General features: G+C 67.5%; 22 protein-coding genes. 12 read left to right on the top strand and 10 right to left on the bottom strand.

All coding sequences use genetic code 11. From position 1 onward, the window contains the following. The first annotated feature begins 89 nt into the window (after nucleotides 1-89). Together WKW80_RS02905 and WKW80_RS02900 are read left to right on the top strand one after the other, a co-directional pair. The gene (locus WKW80_RS02905) at nucleotides 90-410 is read left to right on the top strand and encodes an SMP-30/gluconolactonase/LRE family protein (protein WP_340362008.1); all 321 of its coding nucleotides are present in this window, start codon (nucleotides 90-92) and stop codon (nucleotides 408-410) included. Further along, nucleotides 410-1,390 carry a Rossmann-like and DUF2520 domain-containing protein gene (locus tag WKW80_RS02900; RefSeq protein ID WP_340362007.1) on the top strand — a complete coding sequence of 327 codons (981 nt, stop codon included), beginning with the start codon at nucleotides 410-412 and terminating at the stop codon, nucleotides 1,388-1,390. The genes WKW80_RS02905 and WKW80_RS02900 overlap by 1 nt, the downstream gene beginning before the upstream one ends. Here the strand turns inward: WKW80_RS02900 and WKW80_RS02895 are convergent. The 4 genes from WKW80_RS02895 to WKW80_RS02880 all read right to left on the bottom strand — a co-directional run bounded on the left by WKW80_RS02895 (nucleotide 1,359) and on the right by WKW80_RS02880 (nucleotide 3,716). Further along, nucleotides 1,359-1,457 carry a helix-turn-helix domain-containing protein gene (locus tag WKW80_RS02895; protein ID WP_340362202.1) on the bottom strand — a complete coding sequence of 33 codons (99 nt, stop codon included), beginning with the start codon at nucleotides 1,455-1,457 and terminating at the stop codon, nucleotides 1,359-1,361. The two genes, WKW80_RS02900 and WKW80_RS02895, sit on opposite strands and share 32 nt — an antisense overlap. 192 nt (nucleotides 1,458-1,649) lie before the next feature. Next, complete coding sequence (locus WKW80_RS02890) at nucleotides 1,650-2,402, bottom strand: TOBE domain-containing protein (RefSeq protein WP_340362006.1); 753 nt, start codon at nucleotides 2,400-2,402, stop codon at nucleotides 1,650-1,652. 28 nt (nucleotides 2,403-2,430) lie between these two features. Continuing rightward, nucleotides 2,431-3,285, bottom strand: a complete 855-nt coding sequence (locus tag WKW80_RS02885; RefSeq protein WP_340362005.1) for a methylglyoxal synthase — start codon at nucleotides 3,283-3,285, stop codon at nucleotides 2,431-2,433. Further along, nucleotides 3,282-3,716 carry a winged helix-turn-helix transcriptional regulator gene (locus tag WKW80_RS02880; RefSeq protein ID WP_340362004.1) on the bottom strand — a complete coding sequence of 145 codons (435 nt, stop codon included), beginning with the start codon at nucleotides 3,714-3,716 and terminating at the stop codon, nucleotides 3,282-3,284. The genes WKW80_RS02885 and WKW80_RS02880 overlap by 4 nt, the downstream gene beginning before the upstream one ends. Before the next feature lie 88 nt (nucleotides 3,717-3,804). Between WKW80_RS02880 and WKW80_RS02875 the strand changes: the two genes are divergently transcribed. From WKW80_RS02875 to WKW80_RS02850, 6 genes are all read left to right on the top strand, one after another. Then, the gene (locus WKW80_RS02875) at nucleotides 3,805-4,659 is read left to right on the top strand and encodes an SDR family oxidoreductase (protein WP_340362003.1); all 855 of its coding nucleotides are present in this window, start codon (nucleotides 3,805-3,807) and stop codon (nucleotides 4,657-4,659) included. Between the two features lie 130 nt (nucleotides 4,660-4,789). Beyond that, nucleotides 4,790-5,098: an SAM-dependent methyltransferase gene (locus WKW80_RS02870; RefSeq protein WP_340362002.1), complete on the top strand. Its 309-nt coding sequence runs from the start codon at nucleotides 4,790-4,792 to the stop codon at nucleotides 5,096-5,098. Nucleotides 5,099-5,154: 56 nt separating this feature from the next. Beyond that, the gene (gene modA, locus WKW80_RS02865) at nucleotides 5,155-5,919 is read left to right on the top strand and encodes a molybdate ABC transporter substrate-binding protein (RefSeq protein ID WP_340362001.1); all 765 of its coding nucleotides are present in this window, start codon (nucleotides 5,155-5,157) and stop codon (nucleotides 5,917-5,919) included. Between the two features lie 3 nt (nucleotides 5,920-5,922). Next, nucleotides 5,923-6,576 (top strand): molybdate ABC transporter permease subunit, encoded by a 654-nt coding sequence (gene modB / locus WKW80_RS02860; protein WP_340362000.1) that lies wholly within the window; start codon nucleotides 5,923-5,925, stop codon nucleotides 6,574-6,576. After that, nucleotides 6,576-7,262 carry an ATP-binding cassette domain-containing protein gene (locus WKW80_RS02855; RefSeq protein WP_340361999.1) on the top strand — a complete coding sequence of 229 codons (687 nt, stop codon included), beginning with the start codon at nucleotides 6,576-6,578 and terminating at the stop codon, nucleotides 7,260-7,262. Before modB ends, WKW80_RS02855 begins: the two co-directional genes overlap by 1 nt. A gap of 2 nt (nucleotides 7,263-7,264) precedes the next feature. Beyond that, nucleotides 7,265-7,750 (top strand): molybdopterin-binding protein, encoded by a 486-nt coding sequence (locus WKW80_RS02850; protein ID WP_340361998.1) that lies wholly within the window; start codon nucleotides 7,265-7,267, stop codon nucleotides 7,748-7,750. A 262-nt stretch (nucleotides 7,751-8,012) separates the two neighbouring features. On the opposite strand, the gene WKW80_RS02845 is transcribed toward WKW80_RS02850, so the two are convergent. Further along, complete coding sequence (locus tag WKW80_RS02845) at nucleotides 8,013-8,393, bottom strand: nuclear transport factor 2 family protein (protein ID WP_340361997.1); 381 nt, start codon at nucleotides 8,391-8,393, stop codon at nucleotides 8,013-8,015. A gap of 144 nt (nucleotides 8,394-8,537) precedes the next feature. On the opposite strand from WKW80_RS02845, the gene WKW80_RS02840 reads away from it, so the two are divergent. Further along, a complete protein-coding gene (locus WKW80_RS02840; protein WP_340361996.1) occupies nucleotides 8,538-9,740 on the top strand; it encodes an aromatic ring-hydroxylating oxygenase subunit alpha in 1,203 nt (400 codons plus the stop codon). A 192-nt stretch (nucleotides 9,741-9,932) separates the two neighbouring features. On the opposite strand, the gene WKW80_RS02835 is transcribed toward WKW80_RS02840, so the two are convergent. The 5 genes from WKW80_RS02835 to WKW80_RS02815 all read right to left on the bottom strand — a co-directional run bounded on the left by WKW80_RS02835 (nucleotide 9,933) and on the right by WKW80_RS02815 (nucleotide 14,648). Beyond that, nucleotides 9,933-10,790 (bottom strand): ABC transporter substrate-binding protein, encoded by an 858-nt coding sequence (locus WKW80_RS02835; RefSeq protein WP_340361995.1) that lies wholly within the window; start codon nucleotides 10,788-10,790, stop codon nucleotides 9,933-9,935. Continuing rightward, nucleotides 10,787-11,476, bottom strand: coding sequence for an ATP-binding cassette domain-containing protein (locus WKW80_RS02830; protein ID WP_340361994.1), 690 nt, complete (start codon nucleotides 11,474-11,476; stop codon nucleotides 10,787-10,789). Before WKW80_RS02830 ends, WKW80_RS02835 begins: the two co-directional genes overlap by 4 nt. After that, nucleotides 11,473-12,207 (bottom strand): ABC transporter permease, encoded by a 735-nt coding sequence (locus WKW80_RS02825; protein ID WP_340361993.1) that lies wholly within the window; start codon nucleotides 12,205-12,207, stop codon nucleotides 11,473-11,475. Before WKW80_RS02825 ends, WKW80_RS02830 begins: the two co-directional genes overlap by 4 nt. A gap of 67 nt (nucleotides 12,208-12,274) precedes the next feature. Next, entirely contained in the window at nucleotides 12,275-13,549 is a 1,275-nt protein-coding gene (locus WKW80_RS02820; RefSeq protein ID WP_340361992.1) for an SUMF1/EgtB/PvdO family nonheme iron enzyme, read from the bottom strand. Nucleotides 13,550-13,565: 16 nt separating this feature from the next. Continuing rightward, the gene (locus WKW80_RS02815; protein WP_340361991.1) at nucleotides 13,566-14,648 is read right to left on the bottom strand and encodes a TRAP transporter substrate-binding protein; all 1,083 of its coding nucleotides are present in this window, start codon (nucleotides 14,646-14,648) and stop codon (nucleotides 13,566-13,568) included. Between the two features lie 170 nt (nucleotides 14,649-14,818). On the opposite strand from WKW80_RS02815, the gene WKW80_RS02810 reads away from it, so the two are divergent. The 3 genes from WKW80_RS02810 (at nucleotide 14,819) to WKW80_RS02800 (ending at nucleotide 17,841) form a co-directional block, all read left to right on the top strand. After that, nucleotides 14,819-15,976, top strand: a complete 1,158-nt coding sequence (locus tag WKW80_RS02810) for an ABC transporter substrate-binding protein (RefSeq protein WP_340361990.1) — start codon at nucleotides 14,819-14,821, stop codon at nucleotides 15,974-15,976. Between the two features lie 123 nt (nucleotides 15,977-16,099). After that, nucleotides 16,100-16,981 (top strand): branched-chain amino acid ABC transporter permease, encoded by an 882-nt coding sequence (locus WKW80_RS02805; RefSeq protein ID WP_340361989.1) that lies wholly within the window; start codon nucleotides 16,100-16,102, stop codon nucleotides 16,979-16,981. After that, complete coding sequence (locus WKW80_RS02800) at nucleotides 16,978-17,841, top strand: branched-chain amino acid ABC transporter permease (RefSeq protein WP_340361988.1); 864 nt, start codon at nucleotides 16,978-16,980, stop codon at nucleotides 17,839-17,841. The genes WKW80_RS02805 and WKW80_RS02800 overlap by 4 nt, the downstream gene beginning before the upstream one ends. The last annotated feature ends 2 nt before the right edge of the window (nucleotides 17,842-17,843 follow it).

Below are 17,843 nucleotides of genomic sequence, written 5' to 3'. Positions count from 1 at the left end.
CAAGCGAAGGCCGGGCTTGCCCTGATTCAAAGACCTCGATAGCCGCAATGCAGATGGCGCGGCTGCGAACGGGCTCCTACTATTTGTACATGTACACACGACACACGGCCGAGGTCGCGCCCCTGCGCGTCGGCACGCAGACCGACACCCTGGGCGAAAGCCCGATCTGGGGCGACCGGGGCCAATGCCTTTACTGGGTGGAAACCCGCCGCCCCGCCATCCGCCGGCGGCACCCCGAGAGAGGACGCATCGACAGATGGGCCATGCCCGACCTGATGGCTTCCATCGCGCCCCCGGACGAAGACCGATTGCTGGTCGCGCTGTTCGATGGCGTGAGCGGCAGGCTCGAGGCCTTCGCGCGGCCGCCGGAAGTGGTGCCCGGCCATCGCTTCAACGATGGGTGGGCCTGATGCACGGCATCCTCGATCCGCGCATCGGCTTCATCGGTGCGGGCCGACTGGGCAAGGCTTTGGCCTGGAGCCTGGCGGGCGCCGGCCTGCGCGTGACCGCGGCGGCCAGCAACCAGCACGACCGGGCGGCCGAGCTTGCCGCCCGCATCGACGGCTGCGAAGCGACGACGGCGCAGGCAGTGGTCGATGGCTGCGATCTTGTCTTCGTCACCACGCCGGATGCCGCCATCGCCCGGGCCGTGGCTGCGCTGCGCTGGCGCACAGGCGTCGCCGTCGTGCATTGCAGCGGCGTCACGGAGGTCGATGCGCTCGCCGCCGCGAGGGACCAGGGCGCCTCGATCGGCGGCTTTCATCCGATGCAGACCTTCGGCGATCCCGAAGCCGCGGTGGCTTCGCTGCCCGGCTCGACCATCACGATCGAGGCCGAATCCGAAACCCTGAATGCCGCGCTCGTCATGCTGGCGCAGCGACTGGGCTGCCGCGTCAACCGCCTGCCGCCCGGCATGCGCGGCCGCTATCACGCCGCGGCCGGCTTCACCTCGCAGTTCATCAACGCCCTCTTCGCCGAGGCCGCGCGCGTGTGGGAATCATGGGGCGCGACGGAGGCCGACGCGCTGCAAGCCATGATGCCCATGGCAAAAGGCACGCTGGCATCGATCGAATCCGCCGGCATTGCGCGCGGCATGCCCGGGCCGGTTTCCCGCGGCGACGTGAGCTCGGTCGAAAAGCACGTGGCTGCCCTGGGCGGATTGGGCAGCCACACGCTGGATTTCTATCGCGTGCTGTGCGGCAGCACGGTCAAGTTGGCGCTGGAGGGAGGTGCCATCGATGCGTCCACGGCGCGGCAGCTCGAAGCGGTATTGCAAGCGGCCTTGCAAGTCCAGAGCCTCGATCGCGCGGCGGATGAATCGACGAGCGCATCCGCTCCGCAAGCCGTGGATCCGCACGTCACCTCGACCCGAGACGCGTCGGCTTCTTGATCAACCCCACCCGCAAAATCCCCAGTCGCCGCGCGGCTTCGGACTGATTGCCGCCAGTCGCCGTCATCGCGTCGCGGACGAGGCGCAATTCCAGTTCATCGCATGCGTTGCGGCGTCGTGCTCGGCCGCGGCGGCGGGGCCTACCCGATGCTCGCGCTGAGCGCGCGCCTGGGCTTCGGTGCGCAGCTCGGCAGCGGAGGCCAGCCGGCGCCATGGATCCACCTGGACGATGCCGTCGGCTTGATCCGCTTCGCGATCCTCAGCCCGGCAAGGCCACCACGACCGCCGATTCGTCGACCACGGCCGTCACGCGCTGACGCGTGCGCAGGCCGCTGCCGCCGGCGGCAAAGCCCACCACCTGCAGGCCGCCGGCCAGCGCGATGACGATCTCGTCGCCGCTGTCGCCATCGCCGCCGCGCGCAATGCGCGCCACCGTGCCGGTGAGCTGGTTGCCGCGCTGTCCGTCCACGACGTCGGCGCGCTCGACCTGCACGGCCGTGGCCTTGCACAGCGCCATCGCGTTCATGCCTGCAGCAAGGCCGAGCAGTTCGACGCTCTCGTGCGTGATGCGCGCGGCGATGCCGTCGCCACCGGGCAAGGTCATCAGCACGCGCACGACGCGGCCCCTGGTCTCCAGCCCGCTCACCGTGCCCGGCAACTGGTTGCGCATACTGGTGCGGATCGACAGTCGTGCCATCGCCGTCGACGCGGTGCTGCCCGAGTGCACCGCGCGCCGCGCCGCTTCATGCGCATCCGCGAGCACCAGCAACTGCCGGCCCTGATCTGTCAGCACCGCGCCGCCGCCGCCCGCGCCACCCACCGAGCGTTCGACCAGCGGCACCCCCGCCAGGTTGGTCAGCGTGGCGATCGCCTGCCAGGCCGCCTTGTAGCTGACCTTCGCTTCGCGCGCGGCCTGCGAGATGCTGCCGGTGCGTCCGATGCCGCGCAGGATATCGATGCGCTTGTCGCTCATGCCGTGGCCGAGCGCATCGCTGAAACGGGGTGCTGTCATGCCCGGATTGTGCGGGCAGCCGTACCGCCTACGCGGTGACCGCGGCAGCCCAGCGCTCGGCCGTCACCGGCGAATTGAAGCAGGTGGTGTCGTGCGTTGCCGCGCTCACGGCGCGTTCCAGCAACTGGATATCGGCCTCATGCTGCCTGGCCACGTGCGGATCCTCGAAAAAGATGACCTTGTCGCAACGGCGGTCCAGCACCAGTTCGGCGATCTGCGCATCGCCACCCATCGGGCCACTGAGGTAGCGGTTGACCCAGGGCTTGCCGGCCGGCCATCCGCGCGACCAGGCCAAGTCGTTGAGCAGCCCGCCGGTCGTGCCGGTACCCACGCGCGTCGCAAAGCGCGACAGCAGATCGAAGTGCGCGGAGGCAAAGTCGACCATGCGCCGCTTCAACGCATCGTGCGCGATCAGCGCGACCGTCCTGCCTTCGATGGCGCCTGCGAGTTCGGCGCCGCCCTTCTTCGCATGCACCAGCTCGACGCCGATCCATTCGGCCGCGCCCGCGGCTGTGGAAATGAACGGCTTGCCATGGATCACGCATTGCCGCTTCAGCGCCTGAGTCTCCGGATAGAGGCTCGACGGATCGACCGGATCGACGAGGTAGATCACGCCGTCGAGTTCGTCACCCGGCGCCAGCCCGCCGGTGATGCGCGATGCGAGGCGCATCACGCCGCCTTCCACGCCGGACGGCAGCCGGGCAAGCGGTGGGTAATCCGACAGCAACTTGAGCCGTTCCAGCGCGTCGTAGGTGCCACCGACGGCATGCAGCCCGAGCCCCAGTGCGCGGATACCGGCATCGCAGGCCCTGGCCCATCCTGCCAGTGCGCCGTCGGCATCCTGGCGATGCAGCCTGTTCGCAACGAGACCGAAGCGCTTCATGCGACCTGCGCCTCCAGCGCCTCGCCCGCACCCGCCTGCTCCCGCCGCACTTCCATGATCCGCGGCAGGTTGAACTCGATCCAGTCCGCGAGCGACTCGACCCGCCTGGCAAGTTCGACGCCCATCGGCGTCAGGCTGTATTCGACATGCGGCGGCACAGTGGCGTAGGCCTTGCGCAACACCAGCCCGTCCGCCTCCAGCCACCGCAGCGTCTGCGCCAGCATCTTCTCGCTCACGCCGCCGATCTTGCGATGCAGTTCGCTGAAGCGATGCATGCCGCCCAGCAGCACCACCAGCAGCAGGACGCCCCAGCGGCTGGTGACGTGCTTCAGCACTTCGCGCGACGGACATTCGGCCGACAGGAGTTCTCCGCGGCGTATCACTTCGGCGAGGGTGGAGGGAGACGTGGCGGTGGCGGGCGACGGTTTCATCTAGCTAACCTTCAGGTACGTACTTACAAAAAGTAAGTTTGAGGATTATTCTGCCCTCCCTCATCTCTCACCACAAGGAATTTCCATCATGATCGTCATCACCGGCGCTACCGGCCAGTTGGGCCGTCTCGTCATCAAGGCGCTGCTTCGCACCATCCCCGCCAGCCAAATCGTCGCGGCCGTGCGCACTCCCGACAAGGCGAAGGACCTGGCCGATCTCGGCGTTACCGTGCGCCAGGCCGACTACACGAAGCCGGACACGCTGCGCGCCGCATTCGCCCGCGCGGACAAGCTGCTGCTCATCTCGTCCAGCGAAGTCGGGCAGCGTGCGGTACACCACCGCGCCGTCATCGACGCGGCCAAGGCCGGCGGCGTGAAGCTCATCGCCTACACCAGCCTGCTGCGGGCCGACACCTCGCCGCTGGGCGTGGCCGCCGAGCACGTCGCCACGGAGAACATGCTCAAGGATTCGGGCATTCCCTTCGTCCTGCTTCGCAACGGCTGGTACACCGAGAACCACGCGGGCTGGACTGGCGCCGCCGTGGGCAGCGGCGCGCTGATCGGCAACGCCGGCGATGGCCGCATTGCCTCGGCCGCCCGCGCCGACTTTGCCGAAGCGGCCGCGGCCGTGCTCACCCGCGACAACCAGGCCGGCCTGGTATACGAACTGGCCGGCGACACTGCCTACACGCTGGCCGAGATGGCCGCCGAGATCGCGAAGCAATCGGGCAAGCCAGTCGTCTACAAGAACGTGTCCGAGGCCGAACACAAGGCCGCGCTGCTCGGCTTCGGTCTGCCGGAGCCCATTGCTGCATTGCTCTCGGACTCCGATGCATGCGCGTCGAAAGGGGCACTGTTCGATGAAGGCCATCAGCTCGGCAAACTCATCGGCCATGCCACCACGCCGATGGCGAGCACGATCACCGCGGCATTGGCCGGCTGAGAAGGCCGGTCTACACTTTCGCTATTCACAAACCGAATAGCGCCGGCGCCTGCCGCGGCGCCGCAATTTCCATGATGCTCGCCGACCCGCAGCGCCTTCCCGGCCACCGCCACCGCTTCTCGAGCCTCGCATGACCGCCGAACCGGACGCCGACCCGAACGGTGTCGGTGCGCCCCGCATCGCCTGCCGCCCCGTCGGCATCGTGCGCAGCCGCTTCACCGAAGTCACGGGCATGCCGATCCAGGCGGCAGCGTCCGAAGAGACGGCGCGGCTCGAACTGTTCGGCGAGTTCGCACCCGGCCTGCGCGACATCGAGGGCTTCGCCCACCTGATCTTCGTCACACACATGCACCTGTGCACGCGCGAGCCGCTGGAGGTCCTGCCCTTCCTCGCATTACCGACAGCACCGTCTGACCGCGCATGTGACCTGAGGCTATGATTTCGCTATTCCGTTGATGAATAGCGACACCGCAGAGCATGAAAGGTCCACCGCAAATGAAGACATATCCCCGCTGGCTGCGCAGCGCCGCCGTGCTGGCAACGCTTTCCTTCGGCGCTGTCGCCTCGCAAGCGCAAGAGATCGTGGTGTCAGCCGCGGCCAGCCTGACCAATGCCTTCCAGGAAATCGGCAAGGGTTTCGAGAAGGCACAGCCGGGTGCCAAGGTGACGTTCAACTTCGGGGCCTCGGGCGCGCTGCTGGCGCAGATGACGCAGGGCGCACCGGTCGACGTGTTCGCATCGGCCGACCAGGAGACGATGAACCGTGCCGTCACCGCCAAGCTGATCGCCGAAGGCACGCGCGCCGACTTTGCGCACAACACATTGGTGCTGATCGTCCCGGCCACCGCGACGGCTGCGCCGCAAAAACTCGCCGACTTGGCAGGGGACGGCTACAAGCGCATCTCCACCGGCACGCCCGCCTCGGTGCCGATCGGCCGCTACACGATGGAAGCCGTGCAGAAGGCCGGCCTTACCGCCGCGCTGGAACCCAAGTGGATTTACGGCGAGAGCGTGCGCCAGGTGCTCAACTACGTCGCGCGCGGAGAAGTCGATGCCGCCTTCGTCTACCGCACCGACGCGATGATCGAGCGCGACAAGGCAAGGATCACGATGACGGTCCCGACCCTCACGCCGGTGAGCTACCCGATCGCGCAACTGGCCGCAAGCAAGAACGCCGAACTCGGCAAGGTGTTCGTCGCCTACGTTCACAGCGCGCCGGGCCAGGAGATCCTTGAACGCTACGGCTTCTCGAAGCCCTGACCCTTGCTCGTCCCCCTCTGGCTCACCCTCAAGGTCGCGCTGATCGCCACGCTGCTGGCCGGCGCGGCAGGCATCGGATTGGGCTGGTGGATGTCGCACCGCCGCTTCTGGGGCCATGGCGTCGTGGATGCCGTGCTGATGTTGCCGATGGTGTTGCCGCCCACGGTGCTCGGCTACTACCTGATCGTGCTCATCGGCCGCAAGGGCGTGCTGGGCCAATACCTCGACCGGTGGTTCGGCATCAACCTCATCTTCACCTGGCAGGGCGCGGTGATCGCGGCGGCCATCGTGTCGCTGCCGCTCATCTACAAGGCGGCGCGTGCATCGTTCGAGGACGTCGACGGCCGTTTCGCGCATGCGGCGCGCACGCTCGGCGCCGGTGAGTGGGAGGTCTTCCTGCGCGTGAGCCTGCCGCTGGCCGTGCGCGGCATCGCGGCCGGCCTGATGCTGGCCTTTGCACGCGCCATGGGCGAATTCGGTGCCACCTTGATGATCGCCGGCAACCTGCCCGGCAAGACGCAAACGCTGTCGATCGCCGTGTACGACGCGGTGCAGGCCGGCAACGATGCGCAGGCGCTGTGGCTCACGCTGGTGATCTCGGTGGTGTGCGTGGTCGTGCTGGTGATCTCCGGCCGCCTGTTGCAGGCGAAGCATTGATGGCCGCGCTCCTCGACATCGACCTGCACGTCGCGCTGCACTCGGACGAGCGCGACTTTGCGCTGCATGCCCGCTTCACCACGCAGTCGATGCGCACTGCATTGCTCGGGCCATCGGGCGCAGGCAAGTCGACCGTGCTGCTGGCGGTGGCCGGCTTGATACCCGGCGCGCGCGGGCATGTGCGGCTCGGCGACACGACGCTGCTCGACACCTCGGCCGGCGTCGACCTGCCAGCGCGCGAGCGGCGCATCGGCTTCGTGTTCCAGGACTACGCCTTGTTCCCGCACATGACGGTCGCGCAGAACCTGCTGTTCGGCATGCACCGGCTCGGCGCCGCCGTGCCCGCCTCGACGACGGCGCGCATCGACGAGTTGATGCGCCAGTTCGGCATCGAGTCGCTCGCCCGCGCCTATCCGCGGCACTTGTCGGGCGGGCAGAAGCAGCGCGTGGCGCTGGCCCGCGCGCTGGCGCCCAATCCGCGCCTGCTGCTGCTCGACGAGCCGCTGTCGGCGCTCGACACGCAACTGCGCACGCGGCTGCGCGCGGAACTCGCCCAAATGCTCGACCGCGTGCAGGTGCCGACGTTGCTCGTGACGCATGATCCGCACGATGTCGAAGCGCTGGCGCAGAGTACGGTCGAGCTCGACAACGGCCAGGTCGTGGCCGCCGATTCCAGCAAAGGATGACCATGCGGCTGCGTTCCCGATGCGCTGCTGCCTTCATCGCACTCTGCGCGTTGTGCTGTGCCTTTGCCGCTGCCCAGGTCAGCCCGCACGTCGAAGTCACCGGCGCAGTGCTTCACCCGCTCCGCCTCGATGCGATCGAGCTCGCTGCGTTCGACTCACAGCAGATCGGCACCTTCGTCCAGGCGCGCAGCGGCCAGGGCGTCGAAAGCAAAAGCACGGTGCGCGGCGTGAAGCTGTCGGCCCTCATCGAGCGCGCCGCACTGGCGGCCAAGGGCCGCGACAGATGGAAGGCGCTCGTCATCGTCGGCACGGCGACGGACGGCTACCGCGCAGTGTTCTCGTGGCCCGAGATCACCAACACCGCCGTCGGCGACGGCGTGCTGGTCCTGCTCGAACGCGACGGCAAGCCGCTCGACGACCGCGAAGGCGCATCGCGCTCATGTCGACCTCGGACCGCAGCCTCGGTCCGCGCCATGTGCGCAACCTGATGCGCATCGAAGTCCGCCCGCTCGACTGACTCATTTCAGCTTTCCAGCACGCCATCGCGTGACCCGCGACGCACCAGCACGAGCGCAGCGAAGTCTGTTCGTGGGCACCCGCGGAACCGGCTTTGCCGGGCCGCTGGGTGCGCCCCCTCGAGGGGGAGGCACCGCAGGCGCATCGGGGGTGTTTCATTCCATCGGCTTTGCCGGGCCGCCGGGTGCGCCCCTTCGAGGGGGAAGCGCCGCACGCGCATCGAGGGCGTGCATTTCAGCTTGCCGGGACTTTGTCCAGGAAGCCTGTGACCGACTGCAGCTTGCCGGCTTGGAGCTGCGCGAAGTCGGTGCCCTGGATCAGGTCGGCCGCGTCGCCCGGGCCCAGCGTCCAGCTGAAGCGCAGGTTGTCGCCGTGCGCATCCGCATTGCCTGCCAATGCAAACCGAAAGCCCGGAAAACGCTGGTGCACCGCGCCGACCAGCGTGTTAATTTCTTCAATGCCGCTGGCCTGCATCACGGGGTCGACGTAGCGTGCGTCCGCGACCCAGCCGGCTTCGAGCATCTGCCGGCGGCGGCTGGCGTCGGACTCGTTCCAGAGAGCGATGTAGCGGTGGGCGATGCCGGCGGCATCAGGCGTGGCGTTGGCAGTGTTCATGATGCGATTCCTTTCGGTTTGGAGGCCCGCAACGGCGCGGGGTGAACGAATGGTCGCGAAGCCCGCGCAGGGTGTCGATGACGTGACAGGTCATGTGCGACGGCCACGAGGCAGGCCGCTACCATGGGGTTTTGGGAGTCCACATTGACAGAAGCAATCGCGACCGCCGCCCCAGTCCCCGCCACGCTGGCCGACCTGATCCGCCGGTTCGAACAGGCCTGCGTCAGCGGGGAGCGCCAGTTGGGCACCGAGGCAGGCCGCGTGCCCGCAAGCCACTACATCAATCGCGGCCACTGGCAGCAGGAACAGGACGTGCTGTTCGGGCAGTGGCCGATCGTGGCGGGCCATAGCTCGGAACTTGCGATCGGCTCCGCACTGCCCTTCGATGCACTCGGCGTGCCCATCGTCATGACCCGCTCAGTCGATGGCCGCGCCCGGGCTTTCTTCAATGTATGCCGGCATCGCGGCATGGCGCTGGTCGCCTCTCCCGCGTCGGGCCCGGCCATGGCCAAGCCCTGCAAGACGCTGGTGTGCCCCTACCACGGCTGGACCTACGACCTCGACGGGCACCTGCGCCACCGCCTCCATGCCGAGACTTTCGATGGCATCGACCCGGCCACGCTGAACCTGGTCGAGTTGCCCTGCGATGAAGCGGGCGGGCTGATCTTCGTCAAGCGGACGCCCGGCCCGCCATTTTCCGCCGCCGACTGCCTGCACGGGCTGGACCAGCACCTGTTGTGGCTCGGCCTGGCCGACATGAAGGTGTTCCGCAAGGTCGACCAGGTCTACCCGGCCAACTGGAAGCTCACCGCCGACGCCTTCCTCGAGAGCTATCACATCCGCGTGCTGCACCGCGACACGATCTATCCGTTCTTCGCGGATGCATTCGCGGTCAACCTCTACGCGGGACCGCACCAGGATTCACTGGTCGCACGGCGCACCGCCTTCGAGCCGTTCGAGCCGCCGCGCGACCGCAAGGCGTTGTGCAAGCTGGCCACGCCAACACAGTTCCTGTTCCCGAACAGCTTCCTGATCTGGCACCCGGATTACGTCAGCCTGATCGGCATGTTCTCGCCGGCGCCCGATCAGGTGCGCTGGGTCCACACCATGCTGATTCCGCCGGACCGCACCGGCGAGGAATGGAACGCGCACTGGGAAAAAACCTTCGACCTGATCGAGAAGACAGTGTTCCAGCGGGAAGACATCGCCAGTGCCGTCGCGATCCAGCGCGGGTTGCCGAGCGGGGCCAACACCGGGCTCGTTGCCGGCCGGCTGGAGAGCGACGTGCTGGGGTTCCACCGCCGCGTCGACCAGGCGATTTCAGGAGCGCTGGTCCCTGCAGGTTGACTGTGCTTGATAGTCTCTGATCAGTCTTGCGCCACCCGCCGTCGCGTGACCCGCGACGCATGAAACCACGACGAGCACGGCGAAGTCTGTTCGTGGGCACCCGCGGAACCGGCTTTGCCGGGCCGCCGGGTGCGCCCCCTGAGGGGGAGGCGCCGCAGGCGCTTCGGGGGGGGTCATTTCACGACGTCTCGGCTACTTCGTGGCGTTCGGGAAGAAAAGCTGTTCGCCGTCGATCTTGTAGCTCGCAATGTTCGCTTGCCCCGCGGGTGAGATCACCCAGTCGACGAACTTCTGCGCACCGTTGTGATTGAGGTTCGGAAACTTCTGCGGGCTGGGCACCATCACGCCGTACTGGTTGAACAGGCGCTTGTCGCCTTCCACCAGCACCGCCATCCCGGCCCGGTTCTTGAAGCTCAGCCAGGTGCCGCGATCGGCCACGACGTACGCGCCGGTCGAGGCCGCGATGTTGAGCGCGGGGCCCATGCCGCAGCCGCACTCCCGGTAGCCGCTGCCCTTCCTGTCGTTGGGCAATGGCTGGCTGGCGTCGCCCAGCCCCGTCTGGTTCCAGAGCCGGCGCTCGGCCGCATCGGTGCCGCTCTTGTCGCCGCGCGACACGAAGGGCGCATTGCCCGCTGCCAGTTTCTTCAGCGCCGCGACGATGTCGTTGCCCTTGACCCCGGCCGGATCGTTCTTCGGGCCGACCAGCACGAAGTCGTTGTACATCACCGGATAGCGCTTCGCCGCGTAGCCCTCGGCAACGAATTTTTCCTCGGCCACGGTGTCGTGCACGAACAGCACGTCGGCATCACCGCGGCGCGCCATGTCGATGGCCTGCCCGGTGCCGACCGCGACCACCTTGATGTCGATGCCGCTGGCCTGCTTGAACGCCGGCAGCATGTGGGCGAACAGGCCCGACTGCTCCGTCGACGTGGTCGAGGCCATCGTGATCGATTCGGCCCGCGCCGCCAGGATGCTGGCGCCCAGCAACACCAGCGCGACCGTCGCCTGCGCCGTCGGTCCCACGCCGAAGCGCTTGAAAAACACCCTCATACCGACTCTCCTTTGACAAACAAACGGGCCTCCTCGGGCAGCGGCCCGTGGAAGAAGTCATGCACGGGCAGGTCGGCCGCGACCCTGCCCTGCTCCAGGTAGACCACGCGGCTGGCCAGACGCTTGACCTGGCCCAGGTTGTGGCTCGCGAACAGCAGGGTGCGGCCCTGCGCGGCCTCGGCCATCAGGGCTTCGACTTCACGCTTGGCGGTGGGATCGAGGCTGGCAGTCGGCTCGTCGAGCAGCAGCACCTGCGGCTGCAGCGCCCAGGCACGCGCCAGTGCCAACCGCTGTTGCTGGCCGCCCGACAGCGTACGTGCATTGCGGGAGAGCAGCGCCTCAAGCCCGACGCGGGCCAGCGCCGGTGCCGCGGCCTTGCGGGCCTCGCGCCACGGCGTTCCGCGCAGCCAGAGCGCCAGCGCGACGTTGGTGGCGGTGCTCGCGCGCAGCATGTGCGGCCGCTGGAACAGCATGGCTTGCTCGCGCTGCGGCGCATGGCTCGCGAACTGCCCCGCCGCATGCGGCACCAGGCCATGCAGCAGGCGCAGCAACGTGCTCTTGCCGCTGCCGTTGGCGCCGATGAAAGCGACTCGCTCGCCAGCATGGATGGCGAGCGTCGCACCGTGCAAGGCCGTGACGCGGCCGAACCGCACATCGACCTGGTTCAATGCAAACAGCAAGCTCATGCAGGGACCGGCATGGCCGACGCCGCACCGCCATCGACACGTTCGCGCCAGTTGCGCACCACCGCAATCAGCACGTTCAGCGCCAGCACCGCCAGCAGCAGTACCAGCCCCAGCGCCAGTGCCAGCGGCAAGTCGCCCTTGCTGGTTTCCAGGGCGATCGCCGTGGTCATCACGCGGGTGAATCCATCGATGTTGCCGCCCACCACCATCACCGCACCCACCTCCGACACCGCGCGGCCAAAAGCCGCGATCAGCACTGTGACAAGCGCGTACCGCTCGTCCCACACGAGCAGCACCGCACGCACCAGCCTGCCGGCGCCGAGCGAACGCAACTGTTCGCCATGCGCGCGGTCGGCGTCTTCGATGGCCTGGCGCGTGAGTGCGGTCACGATCGGCAGCACCAGCGCCGTCTGTGCCAGCACCATCGCCTTGAAGCTGAACAGCCAGCCCAGCCAACCCAGCGGACCCGAGCGCGACAGCAGCAGATAGACCACCAGCCCGACCACCACCGAGGGCAGCGCGAGCAGCGTATTGAGCAACGCCAGCACCGCCCCACGCCCGCGGAACCGGGCCACGCCGAGCCAGGCGCCGGCCAGCACGCCAAGGCCGCAGGCCAGGGCGCACGCAGTGGCGCTCACGGCCAACGACCGCCCGACGATGCCAAGCAGCACCGGGTCTCCCGACACGACGAGTTGCCATGCGGACACGAGGCTTGCGACAAGGGTATTCATCGATAGTCAACCAACGGGCAAGAACAAGCCGCCATGGCCGTGCCTCCTCGAAGCCCTGCGTGTGCGATCAGATCGCGCAGGTGCGAAATCCGTAGAAGCCTTCGTCCCGCGCCGGCAGGGCAAAGCCGCGGGCCTTGGTCGAGCGCAGCCGCGCGCGCGTGGCGAGCGAGGCGCCGCGCAGCACGCGCGCCTGGCCGAACGCCGGCACCGGGTCGAAGGGCGTGCCCTCGCTCCACGGGTCGGTGCGGAATCCGGGCCATGGCCTCAGCGTGCCTGCGGTCCACTCGTGCACGTCGGACCAGCGAAAACCGCGGCGCGACGCGGTCTCTGCAGCAATCTCCCATTCGACCTCCGTGGCGATGCGGCGACCTGCCCAGCGCGCCCATGCATCGGCTTCCCACCAGCTCAGGTGCACGGCGCTTTGATGGCCGGCCGCACGCACGGTGCGGCCGAAGCGGTGCTGCAGCACCGAGCCGCCGGTGCCATGTCGCTCGACGCCGATCTGCTCGACGTGGCGCGGGCCGCGACGCCCTTCCTCGGCATGCTGGCCGAGCCAGGCCCAGCCTTCGGGCGCCCAGAGTTCACTGCGGTCATAGCCGCCGTCGTCGACGAACTCGACGTACTGGCTCCAGGTGACGGGTTGCGCGTCGATCTCGAATTCGGGCACTTCGGCCTCTTGCAGGCCCTGCTCCTGGGCGAACGAAAACCCTGCGGCCGGCAGGCCCAGTTCCCAATGCGTGGCCGGGACGAGCACCGCCTCGTGCGGCGGCGCGGCGGGCGCGATCTCGACGCCGATCGGCAGGCCCAGCGTTTGCGCCATCACCACGAGTTGCTCGCCGCGCATGTCTTCATGGAACAGCGCGAGCCGATAAAAGTAGAGGCCCGCATCGGTCTCGGCCGCACGCTCCAGCAGCTCGAGCGTGCTTTCCAGCGTTTCGAGCAGGTAGGCCTTGGTCTGGCCAAGGTCCGGAAGGTCCTGCGCCCAAGGCTGCTCGGCTCCGCCAAGAAGCGGGTTCCACCACTCGTCGGCTTGCGGGTCGATGGCGGCCAGGCGCGTCGGCCGCGACGGGCAATCGATACCGAAGGCGCGCTGCGTGTTGCGGCCGATCCACCATTCGGCAAACCACGCGACATGGCCGGCCAGCCAGATCGGCGGCAGCACACCGTCGAGGCGCTCGACCGGCAATCTGGCCGTGCCTATCGCCTGCTCGTAGAGCGACAGCAGGTGCAGCGTGTGATTGCGTGCGTCGATCAGCGCCAACGACAGCAGCTCGCGGCCGGCGCGGCGCATCAATGGCGAATCGATCGAGTCGGGCAGATCGGAATAGGACGACGTGGACATTGGCTGGCCTTGGCGGTCAAGGCTGCATTTTGGACACGAACGCTTCCGTTGGCGCACCGCCGATGCGCGACAAGTGCAACTGGCCGCGCTGGAAGCTCAGGTAGTCCGCGTGTATTTTTTTCCACTCGGGGCTTTTCCCGTTGTTGTCGGCATAGACCTCCTTCGCAGCCGCGTACGCGGCCCGCATCACAGCCAGCGGGACCAACTGGACGACGACGCCGCGCGCCGCCAGGTCCTTCAGCGCGATGGCGTTCGATGCGTCGTACCGCGCCCGCATCGCGGCGCCCGCCTGGGCCGCGGCGGCTTCGACGATGGCCTTGTGTTCAGCCGACAGCGCGGCCAGCGCCTTCTGGCCGATCAGGAAGCTCATGTTCAGGCCGCCAGTCCACCAGCCCGGCGCATAGTAGTACGGCACCGCGCCCGGCAGGCCCAGGGCCAGGTCGTCGGTCGGGCCCAGCCACTCCGCCGCGTCGATGCGCCGCTTCGCCAGCGCCTGGCGGAGGTCGGTCACTGCAACAGGCTGGGGAACGGCGCCAAGGCGGGTCATGACCGCGTCCATCGGCCCGCCGGTGGCGCGCACCTTGAGTTGCTGGAAGTCGGCCGCGCTGCGGATCGGCCGGCGATACCAGCCGCTCATCTGCATGCCCGTGTTGCCTGCCTCCAGCCCCACCATGGAGTAGGCCGCGTAGAAGTCGTTCATGAGCTTGCGGCCGTTGCCGGCCTGCATCCATGCGGCCATTTGCTCCCCGTCGAGTCCAAACGGCAGGCCTGCGCCGATGGCGAAGGCCGGATCCTTCTCATAGAACGACGACGTCAAGGTGTGGGCCATCTCGATCGAGCCGCGTTGCACCGCATCGACCACGCCCAGCGGTGTCATGAGTTCGCCGCCCGCGTGCACCGAGACATCGAAGCGGCCGCCCGACATGGCCTTGACCGCATTGGCGAATGCCGTCGCCGCGCCGAAGAGGTTCGCGGTCGAGCTCGTAAAACTCGACGCAAGGCGCCAGCGCACTGCCGCCTGCGCATGGACGGCGGGCGCAAGGCCCGCGGCCAGCACGCCTGCGACCCCTGCGTTTTTCATCAACCCGCGACGGTCCATCGATTCGTTCTCCTTAGGTGTGTTTCAGGGCCCGTGCAGCGCGTCCATCATGGACGCTGCCAAGCCGGCGTCGAGGGGATACCCTGCAATGCAGCGGACCTTGCATTGACGGCCGCGTCTTAAAATGCCAACCCGCTTCTCTTCCAACTCTATCCAAAGTGCCATCAAAGATGAACTCACCCCGATTCAGACCTGCGCTTCTTGCGGCCTTCGCCGCCACCGCATTCGCCGCGGCCGCCCAGGCTGCCGACATCAAGATCGGTGTCGCGGAAGCGCTGTCCGGCGGCGCCGCCCAGTACGGCACGGCCATCCGCAACGGACTCCAACTGGCGACCGACGAGATCAACGCTGCCGGCGGCATCAACGGCAACAAGATCGTGCTGGTGATCGAGGATGAGCAGGGCAAGAAGGAAGATGCGATCAACGTCTTCAAGAAACTGATTTTCCAGGACAACGTGCTGATGGTCTTCGGCCCCACGCTGTCGAACTCGGCCCAGGCCGCCGACCCGATCGCCCAGGCCGCCAAGACCGTGGCCTTCGGCACCTCGAACACCGCGGACGGCATCACCTCCATCGGGGACCACGTGTTCCGCAACTCGGTCACCGAAGCCGACGTGCTGCCCGAGACGCTGCGCGTGGCCGTCAAGCATGCCAACCTCAAGAAGGTCGCGGTGCTCTACGGCAATGACGACGTGTTCACCAAGAGCGGCTACGACAACTTCAAGAAGGCACTCGAAGACGCGAAGATGCCGGTGACCACCACCGAGACCTTCGCCAAGGGCGACGTCGACTTCAAGGCGCAGCTGACCAAGATCAAGGCCACCAACCCGGATGCGATCGTGCTGTCGGCCCTGATTGCCGAAGGCGCACCGATCATGGTGCAGGCCCGCCAGCTGGGCATCAACGTGCCCTTCATCGGCGGCAACGGCATGAACTCGGTGAAGATCTTCGATCTGGCCAAGGGCGCCTCCGACAACCTCTATGTCGGCAGCCCCTGGTCGGCCAGCAACGCGACGCCCGAGAACACCAGGTTCATCAAGGCCTACAGCGCGAAGTACAACGCCTCGCCCGACCAGTTCGCGGCGCAGGCCTACGACGGCATGTACATCGCGGCGCAGGCGCTGAAGGCGGTCAAGTTCACCGGGACACTGCCGGCCGACCGTGCCGCACTGCGCGACGCGCTGCCCAACGTCAAGTGGACCGGCGCCACCGGTGCCTTCACGTTCGCACGCGCCACCGACAAGTCCGGCAAGCCGGCTGGCTATGATGCGCGGCAGCAGGCCATCGTCAGCGTGACCAAGGGCACGCAGTTCGAGATCGAGAAGTAAGCCGCCTTTGTCGCAAGGTCGCCCCCGCGGCCTTGCGTTCGGTTTTGCCTCTGGCGCAGACATCTGCGCCGTTTTCTTTTTTGTAGTGCCACAGCGCAGTGCTGTGAATGTCAGGAGCCCGTCGTGCTCGATCAGCAACTTGTCAATGCCCTCTCGCTGGGATGCGTCTACGCACTCTTCGCGCTCGGCTTCACCCTCATCTTCGGCGTGCTCGGCGTCATCAACCTGTCGCATGGCGCGGTCTTCATGGTGGGCGCCTATGCGGCGGCGACGTTCATGCGCCTGGCCGCGCTGCCGCTGTGGGCCGGCTTGCTCGGCGCCTTCGTCTTCAGCGGCCTGTTCGGGCTGCTGATCGACGTGCTGGTGCTCAAGCCGCTGCGCAAGCGCAATGCACCGCACCTGATTCCGATGATCGCGACCATCGGCGTGGCGATCATCCTGAACAACGGCGTGCAGGCCATCTTCGGCGCGGAGAACCTGCGCTTTCCGGCCGGCACCATTCCGGACAACGCGCTGGAGTTCGCGGGCATCCATGTCACGGTGCTGGAGCTGGGCATCATCCTGATGTCTTTCGTGCTGATGGGCGTGCTGATGCTGGCGCTCAAGCGGACGCAGATGGGGCGCGCGCTGCGGGCCATCGCGGAATCGCCGAAGGCCGCGTACCTGGTCGGCGTGAACGTCGAGGGCCTGTTCTATCTCACGTCGTTCGTCGCGGCAGGGCTTGGCGGTCTGGCTGGCGTGCTGATCGGCCTGTACTCCAATGCGCTGTTCCCGCTGATGGGCCAGCCGATGCTCGAGAAGGGCATCGCGGTGATCATCCTCGGCGGCATGGGCGACATCCGCGGCGCCATGCTGGCGGGGCTGTTCCTCGGCTTTGCGGAAGTCCTGTCGGTGGCGTATGTCGGTTCGAGCATGCGCGACGCGGTGGCCTTCGGTTTGCTCTTCCTCGTTCTGCTCGTGCGACCCAAGGGGCTCTTTGGCTCATTGCAGGAGCGCAAGGTATGAGTTCGCTCGACAACTTCTGGGCCGTCTACAGCAACCTGGTGCTATCGCTGGGCGTCAATGCGCTGCTCGCGCTCTCGATCTGGCTCACGCTGGCTTGCGGCATGCTCTCCGTGGCCAACGCGGCATTCATGGGCATCGGCGCGTACACGGCGTCCATCCTGACGATGAACTACGGCGTGCCGTTCCCGGTGGCCATCCTCGCCGGCATGGCAGCACCGGCGATCGTCGCCTTCATCATGGGCAAGCCGACGCTGCGGCTGTCGGGCGTCTACCTGGCGATGGCCACGCTGGCGTTCGGCGAGGTCGTGCGCATCGCGGTGCTGAACACCGAGTCCATCACCGGCGGCGCACTGGGCCTCAACGGCATCCCGCAACTGACCCAGTGGTGGCATGTGCTGCTGGCATTGGTCCTCACGCTGCTGGTGCTCTGGCGCCTGCGCCGCTCCAAGGTCGGCCGCGCCTTCGAGGCCATCAAGGAAGACGAGACCGCCGCCGGCCTGATGGGCATCGACGTGGCCCGCCACAAGATGCTGGCCTTCGTGCTCGGCGCCGCGATCGCGGGCCTGGCCGGCACGCTGAACGCACACCTCACTTTCTTCATCGGCCCCGGCGAATACGGTTTCAACCGCGCCGTGGACATCCTCACGATGACCATCCTCGGCGGCATCAACGGCCTGACCGGCCCGGTGCTCGGCGGCGTGATCCTGACGATCCTGCCCGAGTTGCTGCGCGGCCTCGGCGGCTTCCGCCTCGTGGTCAATGGACTTGTCCTGGTGCTGATCGTCCTGTTCCTGCCGAAGGGCATCTGGGATCCGACGCGCTTTCGCCAATGGTTCGGCCGCAAGGGAGAAGCAGCATGAGC

Origin of the sequence: Variovorax humicola, from assembly GCF_037889915.1 — a bacterium.
Taxonomy (GTDB): Bacteria; Pseudomonadota; Gammaproteobacteria; order Burkholderiales; family Burkholderiaceae_C; genus Variovorax; species Variovorax humicola.
Note: the sequence above shows the minus strand (reverse complement) of the source record. Positions and strands in the feature narration are given on the sequence as shown.

Coding starts and splice junctions, on each gene's coding strand:
- WKW80_RS02800 (WP_340361988.1), top strand. CDS start 16,978: ATGAGTTCGCTCGACAACTTCTGGGCCGTCTACAGCAACCTGGTGCTA.
- WKW80_RS02900 (WP_340362007.1), top strand. CDS start 410: ATGCACGGCATCCTCGATCCGCGCATCGGCTTCATCGGTGCGGGCCGA.
- WKW80_RS02830 (WP_340361994.1), bottom strand. CDS start 11,476: ATGAGCTTGCTGTTTGCATTGAACCAGGTCGATGTGCGGTTCGGCCGC.
- WKW80_RS02880 (WP_340362004.1), bottom strand. CDS start 3,716: ATGAAACCGTCGCCCGCCACCGCCACGTCTCCCTCCACCCTCGCCGAA.
- WKW80_RS02810 (WP_340361990.1), top strand. CDS start 14,819: ATGAACTCACCCCGATTCAGACCTGCGCTTCTTGCGGCCTTCGCCGCC.
- WKW80_RS02905 (WP_340362008.1), top strand. CDS start 90: ATGTACACACGACACACGGCCGAGGTCGCGCCCCTGCGCGTCGGCACG.
- WKW80_RS02875 (WP_340362003.1), top strand. CDS start 3,805: ATGATCGTCATCACCGGCGCTACCGGCCAGTTGGGCCGTCTCGTCATC.
- WKW80_RS02895 (WP_340362202.1), bottom strand. CDS start 1,457: ATGACGGCGACTGGCGGCAATCAGTCCGAAGCCGCGCGGCGACTGGGG.
- WKW80_RS02815 (WP_340361991.1), bottom strand. CDS start 14,648: ATGGACCGTCGCGGGTTGATGAAAAACGCAGGGGTCGCAGGCGTGCTG.
- WKW80_RS02885 (WP_340362005.1), bottom strand. CDS start 3,285: ATGAAGCGCTTCGGTCTCGTTGCGAACAGGCTGCATCGCCAGGATGCC.
- WKW80_RS02825 (WP_340361993.1), bottom strand. CDS start 12,207: ATGAATACCCTTGTCGCAAGCCTCGTGTCCGCATGGCAACTCGTCGTG.
- WKW80_RS02820 (WP_340361992.1), bottom strand. CDS start 13,549: ATGTCCACGTCGTCCTATTCCGATCTGCCCGACTCGATCGATTCGCCA.
- WKW80_RS02890 (WP_340362006.1), bottom strand. CDS start 2,402: ATGACAGCACCCCGTTTCAGCGATGCGCTCGGCCACGGCATGAGCGAC.
- WKW80_RS02855 (WP_340361999.1), top strand. CDS start 6,576: ATGGCCGCGCTCCTCGACATCGACCTGCACGTCGCGCTGCACTCGGAC.
- modA (WP_340362001.1), top strand. CDS start 5,155: ATGAAGACATATCCCCGCTGGCTGCGCAGCGCCGCCGTGCTGGCAACG.
- WKW80_RS02835 (WP_340361995.1), bottom strand. CDS start 10,790: ATGAGGGTGTTTTTCAAGCGCTTCGGCGTGGGACCGACGGCGCAGGCG.
- WKW80_RS02845 (WP_340361997.1), bottom strand. CDS start 8,393: ATGAACACTGCCAACGCCACGCCTGATGCCGCCGGCATCGCCCACCGC.
- WKW80_RS02850 (WP_340361998.1), top strand. CDS start 7,265: ATGCGGCTGCGTTCCCGATGCGCTGCTGCCTTCATCGCACTCTGCGCG.
- WKW80_RS02870 (WP_340362002.1), top strand. CDS start 4,790: ATGACCGCCGAACCGGACGCCGACCCGAACGGTGTCGGTGCGCCCCGC.